13 protein-coding genes are annotated in these 12,657 nt (G+C 69.5%); 12 read left to right on the top strand and 1 reads right to left on the bottom strand.

What is annotated here, in order from left to right; translation table 11 throughout:
• Positions 1-22: 22 nt before the first annotated feature.
• Positions 23-1,087 carry a LacI family DNA-binding transcriptional regulator gene (locus ACZ6TU_RS32945; protein WP_469552557.1) on the bottom strand — a complete coding sequence of 355 codons (1,065 nt, stop codon included), beginning with the start codon at positions 1,085-1,087 and terminating at the stop codon, positions 23-25.
• A gap of 160 nt (positions 1,088-1,247) precedes the next feature.
• Here ACZ6TU_RS32945 and ACZ6TU_RS32940 point away from each other — a divergent pair, with 160 nt between their 5' ends.
• From ACZ6TU_RS32940 to ACZ6TU_RS32885, 12 genes are all read left to right on the top strand, one after another.
• Positions 1,248-2,201 carry an ROK family protein gene (locus ACZ6TU_RS32940; RefSeq protein WP_469552555.1) on the top strand — a complete coding sequence of 318 codons (954 nt, stop codon included), beginning with the start codon at positions 1,248-1,250 and terminating at the stop codon, positions 2,199-2,201.
• 156 nt (positions 2,202-2,357) lie between these two features.
• On the top strand, positions 2,358-2,813 hold the full coding sequence (locus ACZ6TU_RS32935) for a hypothetical protein (RefSeq protein ID WP_469552554.1): 456 nt from the start codon (positions 2,358-2,360) through the stop codon (positions 2,811-2,813).
• Positions 2,814-2,878: 65 nt separating this feature from the next.
• Positions 2,879-3,352, top strand: a complete 474-nt coding sequence (locus ACZ6TU_RS32930) for a helix-turn-helix transcriptional regulator (RefSeq protein ID WP_467678388.1) — start codon at positions 2,879-2,881, stop codon at positions 3,350-3,352.
• 10 nt (positions 3,353-3,362) lie between these two features.
• A complete protein-coding gene (locus tag ACZ6TU_RS32925) occupies positions 3,363-3,776 on the top strand; it encodes a VOC family protein (protein WP_467678389.1) in 414 nt (137 codons plus the stop codon).
• Between the two features lie 118 nt (positions 3,777-3,894).
• Complete coding sequence (locus ACZ6TU_RS32920; protein WP_467678391.1) at positions 3,895-6,288, top strand: ATP-binding cassette domain-containing protein; 2,394 nt, start codon at positions 3,895-3,897, stop codon at positions 6,286-6,288.
• A gap of 162 nt (positions 6,289-6,450) precedes the next feature.
• A complete protein-coding gene (locus ACZ6TU_RS32915; protein ID WP_467678393.1) occupies positions 6,451-6,726 on the top strand; it encodes a hypothetical protein in 276 nt (91 codons plus the stop codon).
• Between the two features lie 50 nt (positions 6,727-6,776).
• On the top strand, positions 6,777-7,013 hold the full coding sequence (locus ACZ6TU_RS32910) for a hypothetical protein (RefSeq protein ID WP_467678395.1): 237 nt from the start codon (positions 6,777-6,779) through the stop codon (positions 7,011-7,013).
• Between the two features lie 66 nt (positions 7,014-7,079).
• Complete coding sequence (locus ACZ6TU_RS32905) at positions 7,080-7,280, top strand: hypothetical protein (protein WP_467678397.1); 201 nt, start codon at positions 7,080-7,082, stop codon at positions 7,278-7,280.
• Between the two features lie 144 nt (positions 7,281-7,424).
• Positions 7,425-8,468 carry an NUDIX hydrolase gene (locus ACZ6TU_RS32900; RefSeq protein WP_467678399.1) on the top strand — a complete coding sequence of 348 codons (1,044 nt, stop codon included), beginning with the start codon at positions 7,425-7,427 and terminating at the stop codon, positions 8,466-8,468.
• Positions 8,469-8,774: 306 nt separating this feature from the next.
• Positions 8,775-9,806, top strand: a complete 1,032-nt coding sequence (locus ACZ6TU_RS32895; RefSeq protein WP_467678401.1) for an ABC transporter permease — start codon at positions 8,775-8,777, stop codon at positions 9,804-9,806.
• Positions 9,807-9,882: 76 nt separating this feature from the next.
• Positions 9,883-11,568: an ABC transporter substrate-binding protein gene (locus ACZ6TU_RS32890; RefSeq protein WP_467678403.1), complete on the top strand. Its 1,686-nt coding sequence runs from the start codon at positions 9,883-9,885 to the stop codon at positions 11,566-11,568.
• Positions 11,569-11,642: 74 nt separating this feature from the next.
• Entirely contained in the window at positions 11,643-12,635 is a 993-nt protein-coding gene (locus ACZ6TU_RS32885; protein ID WP_467678405.1) for an ABC transporter permease, read from the top strand.
• Positions 12,636-12,657 lie beyond the last annotated feature (22 nt).

The raw sequence follows: 12,657 nt of genomic DNA, 5'->3' as shown, positions 1-12,657 counted from the left end.
CTCCGTATGTTCCATGGGCCGCTCAGTCCGCCGGGGGAAGTTCGCCCGAGCCGCGGGTGATCAGCCGGGTCGGCAGCTCGATGCGTTCGGGGGTGACGAGGGTGCCGTCCAGCTGCCGGAAGAGGCGTTCAGCGGCGGTACGGCCGATGGCCGCCGCGTCCTGGGCGACGACCGTGACTCCCGGCTGGAGCAGGTCGGCGAGCTCGATGTCGTCGAAGCCGACCAGGGCGACACGGCGGGACTGCTCGGCGAGGACGCGGATCACGGTGACCGTCACCCGGTTGTTGGCCGCGAAGATCGCGGTGACCGGGGCCCGGCCGGACAGCATCTCCTCGGCGGCCCTGCGCACCCGCTCGGGGTCGGTGACACCGAGGGACATCCAGGAGTCCGCCACCGGTATGCCGGCGTCCTCCATCGCGGCCCGGTAACCGCGCAGCCGCTCGGCGGCGGTGTGGATGCGGGGCATGTCGCCGATGAAGCCGATCCGGCGGTGCCCGTGCGCGATGAGGTGGGCGACGCCGTCCCGGGCTCCGCCGAAGTTGTCCGACAGGACCACGTCGGCGTCGATGTGCCCGGCCGGCCGGTCCACGAACACCGTGGCGACACCCGCCCTGAGCTCCGGCTCCAGATACCGGTGGTCGTCACCGGCCGGGATCACCACCAGCCCGTCCACCCGCCGTGCGCACAGGGCCAGCACCAGCTCCTGCTCGCGGTCCGGGTCCTCCGCGCTGGAGCCGTTGATCAGCAGCGCGCCGTGCGCGCGGGCCACCTCCTCGACCGACCGGCTCAGCGGACCGTAGAAGGGGTCCGCGAGGTCCTCCAGGACCAGACCGATGCTCGCCGTACGGCCCTTGCGCAGCACCCGCGCGCTGTCGTTGCGGCGGAAACCGAGCGCGTCGATCGCCTCCTGGACACGCCGCTCCGTCTCCGGCGTCACGCCCGGCTCGCCGTTCACGACGCGGGAGACCGTCTTGAGTCCGACCCCGGCACGTGCCGCGACGTCCTTCATGGTCGGCCGGGTGCCGTAGCGCGTGGCGGATCGGAGGTTGGTCTGGGGCACGGTGCGGTGTCCTGTCCTGTGGTCCACGGGGTGCGTAGGTCCTGGGTCTGTATGAGGATATGGCGTCGAGCATAGGGCCTGGACAACGTTGTCAGGCTCGGGGGAGACTGTGCACCGCAATCTCCGGACCGTGCTCCGCTGCTGGCCGGCCAGTTCCTTTCACCGTTGACGGGGAGTTCCGACACTCATGCACACCGACCTCGTGGCCGCGCTCGACATCGGCGGCACCAAGATCGCCGGCGCTCTGGTGGACGGCCAGGGACGGATCCTGGTCCGCGCCCAGCGGCCGACGCCCGCCCGGGAGGACGGCGACACCGTGATGCGGGCCGTGGAAGAGGTGCTCGACGAGCTCACCGGGTCGCCGCTCTGGGAGCGGGCCACGGCCGTGGGGATCGGCAGCGCCGGTCCGGTGGACAGATCGGCGGGCACGGTGAGCCCGGTGAACGTGCCCGGCTGGCGCGACTACCCGCTCGTCGGGCGCGTCCGGGCCGCGGCCGGGGACCTGCCCGTCGAGCTGATCGGCGACGGTGTGGCGATCACGGCGGCCGAACACTGGCAGGGTGCCGCCCGCGGCCACGACAACGCGCTGTGCATGGTCGTCTCCACGGGCGTCGGCGGCGGCCTGGTGCTCGGCGGCCGGCTGCACGCCGGGCCCACGGGCAACGCCGGCCACATCGGCCACATCAGTGTGGACCTCGACGGCGATCTGTGCCCGTGCGGCTCGCACGGCTGCGTGGAGCGCATCGCGAGCGGCCCCAACATCGCCCGGCGCGCCCTGGAGAACGGCTGGCTGCCCGGCCCCGACGGCGACCTGTCCGCCGCCGCGGTGGCCGCCGCGGCCCGGGCCGGCGACCCGGTCGCCGTCGCCTCCTTCGAGCGGGCCGCCCAGGCCCTGGCCGCCGGGATCGCGGCGACCGCGACCCTCGTGGAGATCGACATCGCCGTGATCGGCGGGGGAGTGGGCAAGGCGGGCGACGTCCTGTTCGCCCCCCTGCGCAAGGCCCTGAGCACCTACGCGACGCTGTCCTTCGTCCGGCACCTGACCGTGGCCCCGGCCCAGATGGGCACCGACGCCGGGCTGGTGGGCGCGGCGGCGGCAGCACTGGAGAGGCGGACGGACACGGCCGCGGTGGGAGTGTGAGACGGAGCAGGAACGTTCAGGCGGGACATCTCCGGCGCGCGGCCCGTTCCTGAGCGCGGCGCGTTCCCGGCCTGCGCGTTCCTGAGCCCGGCGCTCACCTGATGCGGAAGGAACCACTCCGACGTCGGCGCCATCTGGTCCGGCGTGGGTGTCGGGATGTTGTTCTTCGGGCTCGCCTTCATGGGCGGATGGGCGGCGGCGGCCGGCGCGCTGGTGTACGCCGTCGTCACGCTCGTCCGCATCAGGTCGGAGGACTGGGTGCGGCGCCACGGACACCTCCTGGCGCGGCTGCTGGTGCCGACGCCCGCGTTCCTGCGCTTCGATGTGACCCTCGCGGTGACGGCCCTGCTGGCCGACCTGTGGCTCGTGTCGACGGCCATCGTGTTCGGGGCGGACGGCGTCTTCACCGAGGACTGGATGGGCTACCCCGGCATGATGGACCTCACCGGGCGGGGCTACCAGGCCGCAGTGGTGAGCGCGCTGCACACCACGGCGTGGTGGACCTGCGGGATCGCGGTCCTCGGCCGGTGCTGGATCACGGCCGGCGTGCAGGTGTGCCTCCTGCCGCCCGCCGCGTGGTGGATCGGAACGTTCGACACGTACTACACCTGACGGACACCGGCACACCTGACGGACACTGGTCCGGGATGCCGGGCACTCCCTCGGAAAGCGCCCGAATGTCCGTGCGATGTGACACGATCGCGCATGTGAGCAGCAGACCCGCCCCGGCGCAGCGCCTGCGCGACCTCGCCCTCCTGCGCCGGGTCAAGGACCGGATCGACCGGGAGTACGCACGGCCTCTGGACGTCGAGGCGCTGGCCCGGGGCGTGCACATGTCGGCCGGGCACCTCAGCCGCGAGTTCAAGCTCGCCTATGGCGAGTCGCCGTACAGCTACCTCATGACGCGCCGCATCGAGCGCGCCATGGCGCTGCTGCGCCGTGGGGACCTCAGTGTCACCGAGGTGTGTTTCGAGGTCGGCTGCTCGTCGCTGGGCACCTTCAGCACCCGCTTCACGGAACTGGTCGGCATGCCGCCCAGCGCGTTCCGGCGCCAGGCGGCCCTCGCCACCGCGGGAATTCCCTCGTGCGTGGCGAAACAGGTGACCAGACCGATCAGGAATCGAGAAGCGCCGACCGCGGGCCGAAACTAGCGTGACGCCCATGGACCTCACCATTCACGCCAGTTTCCTTCCGCACGACGACCCGGACGCCGCCCTGGCGTTCTACCGCGACACCCTCGGCTTCGAAGTCCGCAACGACGTCGGCTACGAGGGCATGCGCTGGATCACAGTCGGCCCCGTCGGCCAGCCCGGCACGAACATCGTGCTGCATCCGCCGGCCGCGGACCCCGGCATCACCGAGGACGAGCGCAGGACCATCGCCGAGATGATGGCCAAGGGCACCTACGCCAGCATCGTCCTGGCCACCCCCGACGTCGACGCCGTCTTCGAGCGGGTGCAGGCGGGCGACGCCGAGGTGGTCCAGGAGCCCGTGGACCAGCCGTACGGCGTGCGCGACTGCGCCTTCCGCGACCCCGCGGGCAACATGGTCCGCATCCAGCAGCTGAAGAAGTGACGGCGCGCTGGCAGCCGGCCGGCAGACCCACACGCAACACCCCCGCGCCGCACCTCCGGGTCGGCGCGGGGCACCAGATCGTCCGACCGCGGCAGCCCCGCCCGACAGATGGAGACCGATGAGCATGGCCACGAGGACGGACAGACAGTCGTCCGGGCCGCACGTTGCCGACAGCCACGATGTGATCCGCGTGCACGGCGCGCGCGAGAACAACCTCAAGGATGTCAGCATCGAGATCCCCAAGCGCCGGCTGACGGTGTTCACCGGCGTTTCCGGCTCGGGCAAGAGCTCGCTGGTGTTCGACACGATCGCCGCGGAGTCGCAGCGCCTGATCAACGAGACCTACAGCGCCTTCCTGCAGGGCTTCATGCCGAACCGGGCCCGGCCCGAGGTCGACGTGCTCGACGGGCTGACGACCGCGATCGCCGTGGACCAGCAGCGGATGGGCGGCGACCCCCGCTCCACGGTCGGTACCGCCACCGACGCCAACGCGATGCTGCGCATCCTCTTCAGCAGGCTCGGCAAGCCGCACATCGGCCCGCCCAGCGCGTACTCCTTCAACACCGCCTCCGTCCGGGCGAGCGGCGCGATCACCGTCGAGCGCGGCGCCAAGACCAAGGCCCAGAAGGCGACCTTCGAGCGCACCGGCGGCATGTGCAACCGCTGCGAGGGCCGCGGCAAGGTCTCCGACATCGACCTCACCCAGCTCTACGACGACTCCAAGTCGCTGTCGGAGGGCGCGTTCACCATCCCCGGCTGGAAGTCGGACAGCCAGTGGACCGTGCAGCTCTACGCCCAGTCGGGGTTCGTCGACCCGGACAAGCCGATCCGCGAGTACACCAAGAAGGAGATGCACGCGTTCCTCTACGGGGAACCGGTCAAGATCAAGGTCAACGGCATCAACCTCACCTACGAGGGCCTGATCCCGAAGATCCAGAAGTCGTTCCTGTCCAAGGACAAGGAGGCGATGCAGCCGCACATCCGGGCGTTCGTGGAGCGGGCGGTCACCTTCACCGTCTGTCCCGAGTGCGACGGCACCCGGCTGAGCGAGGGCGCCAGATCCTCGAAGATCGACGACATCAGCATCGCCGATGCCTGCGCGATGGAGATCAGGGACCTGGCGGAGTGGGTCCGGAAGCTCTCGGAGCCGTCCGTGGCGCCGTTGCTCACCGCGTTGCAGGGGACGCTCGACTCGTTCGTGGAGATCGGCCTGGGCTATCTTTCGCTCGACCGGCCGGCGGGCACGCTGTCGGGCGGCGAGGCGCAGCGCGTGAAGATGATCCGCCACCTCGGCTCCTCGCTCACGGACGTCACCTACGTCTTCGACGAGCCGACCATCGGCCTGCACCCGCATGACATCCAGCGGATGAACGACCTGCTGCTGCGGCTGCGGGACAAGGGCAACACGGTGCTCGTCGTGGAGCACAAGCCGGAGGCGATCGCGATCGCCGACCACGTCGTCGACCTCGGTCCCGGCGCCGGCACGGCGGGTGGCACCGTCTGCTTCGAGGGCACGGTCGAGGGGCTGCGGGCCGCGGACACCGTCACCGGCCGTCATCTCGACGACCGGGCCACTCTCAAAGAGACGGTCCGCAAGGCCACCGGCGCGCTGGAGATCCGGGGCGCGTCGGCGAACAACCTCCGGGACGTCGACGTCGACATCCCGCTCGGGGTGCTCACCGTCGTCACCGGTGTCGCCGGCTCCGGCAAGAGCTCCCTGCTGCACGGGTCGATCCCCGCCGACGCGGGCGTCGTCTCGGTGGACCAGAGCCCGATCAAGGGCTCCCGGCGCAGCAACCCCGCGACCTACACCGGGCTGCTCGACCCGATCCGCAAGGCCTTCGCGAAGGTCAACGGCGTGAAGCCGGCCCTGTTCAGCGCCAACTCCGAGGGCGCCTGCCCCACCTGCAACGGCGCCGGAGTCATCTACCTCGACCTGGGCATGATGGCCGGCGTCGACACCCCCTGCGAGGACTGCGAGGGTAAGCGGTTCCAGGCCTCGGTGCTGGAGTACCACCTCGGCGGCCGTGACATCAGCGAGGTGCTCGCGATGTCCGTGGCCGAGGCGGAGGAGTTCTTCGGCGACGGCGAGGCCCGTACCCCGGCCGCGCACAAGGTCCTGGAGCGGCTCGCCGACGTGGGGCTCGGCTACCTCACCCTCGGCCAGCCGCTCACCACGCTCTCCGGCGGCGAGCGGCAGCGGCTCAAGCTGGCCACGCACATGGCGGACAAGGGCGGCGTCTACGTCCTGGACGAGCCGACCACCGGCCTCCACCTCGCGGACGTGGAGCAGCTGCTCGGCCTGCTCGACCGACTCGTGGACTCCGGTAAGTCGGTCGTCGTCATCGAGCACCACCAGGCGGTCATGGCGCACGCCGACTGGATCATCGACCTCGGCCCCGGCGCCGGCCACGACGGCGGCCGGATCGTCTTCGAGGGCACACCGGCCGACCTCGTCGCGGCCCGCTCCACCCTGACCGGGGAGCACCTCGCGGCCTACGTCGGCGCCTGAAGCGGGTCCTCGGGAACTGCTGTGAGGCGAGTGTGCGCCATGGGCCACTCGCCTCACGGCCGTCACGAGCAGCCCAGTCTGCACATAAGTCACAAATCGGGCGAATAACGGCACGCTCCGAGGGCACTCCGTCTCCGGAACCCCCAGAGAACGGAGCCACTGATGATCATCAAGAAGCTGCACGAGAAGGGCGTCCGCAGCGAGCACGCCTACATGGCCGCCATGGCGTCCGTCGGCCTCAGTGTCGTCGCCTGGATGGGCTCCATGAAGATGGAACCGGGCACCGGCCTCGCCCGTGCCGACCGCTGGGGCATCTTCGTCGGCGAATGGGCACCCACCTTCTTCGGTCTGGGCCTGGCCCTGTCCCACTACGAGCAGCACGACGGCACCCTCACCGCCGACGTCCACGAATTCCGGCAGACGCAGAAGGCGAGCTGAACGGCCTACTCCGGCGAGCGCCCGGCGCCGTCCCCGCGCACCCTGGTGCCATGGCGTCCGTGAAGCCCGTCGTGGTGTACCCGCCCGCCACGGACGGTGGCCGGCGGGTACGCGTGGACGACCAGTTCCTCGGGATCGCGTACGGGCCGCTGGACGTCGCCGAGTTCCTGAGGCGGGCGGGGATCGAGGACGCGGACGAGGCGTACGTGGCGGCGTCCGGGCTGATCGAGTGGCGCGGTGGCGGGCCCGGCGCCTGGGGCGCAGAGCCGGACGACGACCTGCCGTGAAGCCCTGCTTCGCCCGCTCGGGTCCGGGTGCGTGACCCCGCGGCGGTTCCGGCAGTTGAGTCGGGCATGAAGAAGCGCAGCATGCTCGCCATCGCCTCCCTCGCCACCGGATTCGTCGTCGCGGCGGTCACCCCGTCGCACGCCCTCGGGGAGAGCCTCGGCACCCTCAACGCGGACGAGACCCTCCGTACCCTCCCCGAGACCGTAGCCAAGGACAGCCTGTCCCTGGACAGGGAGGACGGCGCGCAGGAGAAGGAGAAGGGCTAACGGTCCGCCCGTCCCCGGCCCACGGCGCCGGCGCTCCCGAGCGAGGGAGTGCCGGCGCCATCGTCATGCGCCCTCAACTGCGGCTGGTTTCCATGGCAGGGTGGAGCGGGCAAGCCTCAGGGGGCCAACAGAAGAGGGGGACCTGTGACCGTCGTCTGGATCAACGGCGCGTTCGGTGCGGGGAAGACCACCACCGCACAGGAACTGATCGAACTGATCCCGAACAGCACGCTCTTCGACCCCGAGGTCATCGGCGGAGCGCTCCGGTATCTGCTGCCGCCCAAACGCCTCGCCGAGGTCGGAGACTTCCAGGACCTGCCGATCTGGCGACGGCTCCTGATCGACACGGCGGCCGCGATGCTCGCCGAGCTCGGGGGGACCCTGGTGGTCCCCATGACCCTGCTGCGCCAGGAGTACCGCGACGAGATCTTCGGCGGCCTGGCCGCCCGCAGGATTCCGGTCAGTCACATCCTGCTCGCTCCGGCCGAAACGATACTGCGGGAGCGGATAGCGGGCCGCGAGGTTCCGCAGGACCTGCCCGACGGCGAGATGCGAATACGCCAGTGGTCCTTCGACCACATCGAGCCGTACCGGGCCGCCCTCGCCTCCTGGCTCACCGCCGACGCCCACCCGGTCGACACCAGCGACCTCACACCGCACGAGACCGCCGCCCGGATCGCCGAAGCCGTCAACAGCGGCTCCGTGCCCGTCTGCGACATCGTGCAGACGCCCGAGCCCACCGCCGAGACACTCGCCGCCGGTGTGCTCCTCTTCGACGAACAGGACCGGGTACTCCTCGTCGACCCCACCTACAAGGCCGGCTGGGAGTTCCCCGGCGGGGTCGTCGAACCCGGTGAGGCGCCCGCACGAGCCGGTGTGCGCGAGGTCGCCGAGGAGACCGGCATCCACCTCGACGAGGTACCGAGCCTGCTCGTCGTCGACTGGGAACGACCGGCGCCCCCCGGGTTCGGCGGACTGCGGCTCCTCTTCGACGGCGGCCTCCTCGACTCCGCACAGGCCGGACGGCTGCTGCTGCCCGGGCCGGAACTGCGCGACTGGCGGTTCGTCACCGAGGAGGAGGCCGCCGACCTGCTGCCACCGGTGCGCTACGAGCGGCTGCGCTGGGCCCTGAGGGCACGCGAACGCGGAGCGGCGTTCTATCTGGAAGCCGGGGTGCCGGTCGGCTGAGGACGAGCTTCCTGTTCGTGCCCTTTACCCGGCGCGGGGGATTCCGAGGGAAAAGCAAAAGGAAACGTCCACGGGCCTATTGCCAACCGCTTCCCAAGGAATCTCCCGCACTCGTCCACGCGGCGGGTAATCACATTCCCCGTACTCGTCAACACTTTTCCATGACCGCAAACAATCCCTTTTCTGGCCCCTGCTCGGCTTGACCGGACTCGCACGGCATTGCGAAAGTCCGCAGAGTCTCACGGCGGCGCTCACGACCGCCACTCAATTTCCTTGCCTCAGGGGCAGATCCGGGATGTCCGTACGATGACCACGCAACACCAGCCGGCCGACGCCGGCGGCGGCACCGCGCTGCTGACCGAGCCGTCGACGCAGGACCCCAGAACCGGCGGCACGGTCGTCGCCGGCCGCTCACCGGCCCGCATGGCCTGGAAGCGGATCAGGCGGGACAAGGTCACCACGGCCGCCCTGGCGGCCACTCTCCTGTTCATCGCGATCGCACTGCTCGCGCCGGTCCTCACCGCGCTGACCAGCTGGGGACCGATCACCCCCGACAACAAGGCGATCAACCCCGACACGGGCAACTTCCCCTACGGATCGCTGGGCGGCATCAGCGCCCAGCACCTCCTCGGCGTCGAACCGGGCACCGGCTACGACCTGTTCGCCCGCATCGTCTACGGCCTGCGCACCTCCCTCTACGTGGGTTTCGCCTCGGCCGTGCTGTCCACCGTGGTCGGTGTCGTGGCAGGGCTCGCGGCCGGCTACTTCGGTGGCTGGGTCGACTCCCTGCTGTCCCGGGTCATGGACGTGATGCTGGCGTTCCCGCAGCTGCTGTTCATCATCGCGCTCACCCCGGTGATCCAGAACGCGTTGCAGACCAACACCCACGGCGGCACCGACGAGAACCTCCGGCTCCTCGTCCTGGTTCTCAACATCGCGGTCTTCGCCTGGGCGTACACCGCCCGCCTGGTGCGCGGACAGGTGCTGTCCCTGCGGGAGCGGGAGTTCGTCGACGCCGCGCGGCTGATGAGCGCCGGCCGGCGGCACATCCTCTTCCGGCAGCTGCTGCCCAACCTGTGGGCGCCGATCCTGATCTCCTTCGCGCTCGCCGTCCCGCAGAACATCACCACCGAGGCGGCGCTGTCGTACCTGGGCGTCGGTGTCGTCCCACCCAACCCCGACTGGGGAGCCCTGTTGTCGGACGCCTCCCAGTTCTTCCTTCAGGACCCGATGTACCTCTTCGTGCCCGGCGTCCTGCTCTTCCTCCTGGTCCTGGCGCTCAACCTCCTCGGGGACGGCGTCCGGGACGCCCTGGATCCCCGCGCCCGGCGCGGCTGACCAGCCACCCCCCGAGTGTCGGCCCGGCGGTCCCACGAACGACCGCCGAGCCCATAGCAAGAACGGAGTTTCCCCAATGACGCGCAGCACGCGCAGCACGCGCAGATCGCGCACGGTCGCTCTCACGGCAACCGCCGTCGTGATCGCCCTCGGAGCCACCGCATGCGGAGGGTCCTCCGGCAACACCGCCAGCGGCTCCCCGTCGAAGGGCGGCACGCTGACGATCCTCGACGACGCCGACTTCAACCACATCGACCCTCAGCGGACGTACACCACCGAGGGTTCGAGCATGGACTACGAACTCGTCCGCACCCTCACCGGATGGGACGAGACGGCATCCGCGCCCAAGCTGGTCGGCGACCTGGCCACCGACACCGGAACGCCCAGCAAGGGCGCCACGGTGTGGACGTTCCACCTGCGCCACGGGGTCAAGTGGCAGGACGGCAGCGAAGTCACCGCCCAGGACGTCAAGTACGGCGTCGAGCGGGCGTTCTCCCCGGACATCAACGGCGGCCCGCCGTACGCCAGTCAGTGGCTGGTCGGCGGCGATTCCTACAAGGGCCCGTACCAGGGCAAGCAGCTGGACTCGATCCAGACGCCGGACAAGTACACCCTCGTCTTCCATCTCAACCAGCCCGTCGCCGACTTCAACGAGACGACGGCCATGACCGGGTGGTCGGCGGTGCCCAAGGCACACGACACCGGCGCCACGTACGACACACATGTCTGGTCCGACGGGCCTTACATGATCAAGTCGTACGCCAAGAACAAGGAAATGGTCCTCGTCCGGAACAAGAACTGGAGCCAGTCGACCGACCCGATCCGCCAGCAGAACCTCGACGAGATCGACGCGAAGTTCGGGCAGGACCAGGCCGCCATCGACCAGCAGATCAAGTCCGACGGCGGATCCGCACAGACCGCGATCACGCAGACGCCTATCGCCGGCTCCGACCTGACGGCGATGGCGGGCGACCCGTCGCTCAAGTCGCGCTACTACAAGATCCCGGCCCCGGGCATCAACTACATGGCGATCAACCTGAACCGGGTCAAGGACATCAAGGTCCGCCAGGCGATCGAGTACGCCGTCGACAAGACCACCGTGCGCGGCGCCTTCGGCGGTTCGGCCTACGGCAACTACGCCACCACGATGCTCGCCCCCGGTATCGACGGACACAAGGACTTCAACCTCTACAGCAGCAACCCCGCCGGTGACCTCACCAAGGCCAAGGCCCTGATGAAGCAGGCCGGCAATCCCAAGCCGACGATGTCGCTCGCGGTGGAGAACATCCCCACGCACGAGCACTTCGCCGACGCCGTGAAGACCGCGCTCGCGAAGATCGGCATCACGGTGAACATCACCCCGATCGACAAGAACAACTACTTCAGCACCGTGGACAACGTGAAGAACCAGTACGACCTGACGTGGGGCGACTGGATCGCGGACTGGCCGAACGCCTCCACCGTGCTGCCCACCCTCTTCGACGGGCGGCAGATCAAGAAGCTCCCGCAGTCCAACAACGACCTCTCGTACCTGAACGACCCGAAGGTCAACGCGCAGATCGACAAGATCGGCAAGATGACCGACATCAAGCAGCGCAACACCGCCTACGGGAACCTGGACGAGCAGATCCTGAAGGACGCCGCCGTGGTCCCGCTGATGTACATGAACTTCAGCGAGGTGAGCGGCTCGAAGGTCGGCGGTGTCATCGACGATCCGATCATGGCCGAACCCAGCCTGGTGCACGCCTACATCAAGCAGTGACGCACTCCCTCTGAACCCCGCCGGCGGTCCAGGCCGCCGGCGGGCACCCCACTCACGTCAGGTCCCGGCAACCCATGTTTCGTTACCTCATCAGACGCCTGCTGGCAGCGGCCGTGATCATGCTGGTGATCACCACGATCACCTTCTTCATCTTCTTCGCGCTGCCGTCCAACCCCGCGCTCCTGGCCTGCGGAAAAACCTGCTCGCCCTCCCGTCTCGCGGAGATCAAGCACTCGCTGGGCCTGGACCAGAGCTACCTGACGCAGTACTGGGAGTTCGTCAAGGGGCTGGTCGTGGGCCGCGACTACGGCGACCAGAGCGTCCGCATCCACTGCGCGGCGCCCTGCCTCGGCATCTCCTTCCAGACCGACACCCCCGTACTGACGACGCTCCTCCAGGACTTCCCGGCGGACCTCTCCCTCGGTCTCGGCGCCGCGGTGGCGTTCCTCGTCCTGGGCGTGGGCCTCGGCACCGTCGCCGCGGTCCGCAGGGGCAAGGCCGCCGACAAGGCGGCGGTCGGACTGGCCCTGTTCGGTGTGTCGGTGCAGATCTACTTCATCGGTCTGCTCCTGCTGTACCTCTTCGTCGACAAGTTCCAGATCCTGCCGACCTCCGGCTACACCTCGATCACCGAGGACCCCGCAGGCTGGTTCAAGGGCCTGATCCTGCCGTGGGCCACCCTGGTCATCGTCTACCTCGCGATGTACACCCGGCTCAGCCGCTCCTCGATGCTGGAGGTCTTCGCCGAGGACTACATGCGCACCGCACGGGCGAAGGGCCTGCCGGCCTCCACCGTCGTCCTCAAGCACGGGCTGCGGGCCGCCATCACCCCGATCATCACCATCTTCGGCATGGACGTCGGCTCACTGATCGGCGGCTCCGCGGTCATCACCGAGTCGGTGTTCGGCATCAACGGCATCGGCAAGCTCGCTGTCGACTCCGTCCAGAACTCCGACCTTCCCGTCATCCTCGGCACCACGCTCTTCGCCGCGACGTTCGTCGTCCTCGCCAACGTGGTCGTCGACCTGGTGTACGGCCTCGTCGACCCGCGCGTGCGCCTCGCCTGAGCCCTTCTTCGTCCTTAGGAAC

Source organism: Streptomyces sp. NPDC052064 (assembly GCF_055585925.1).
Note: the sequence above shows the minus strand (reverse complement) of the source record. Positions and strands in the feature narration are given on the sequence as shown.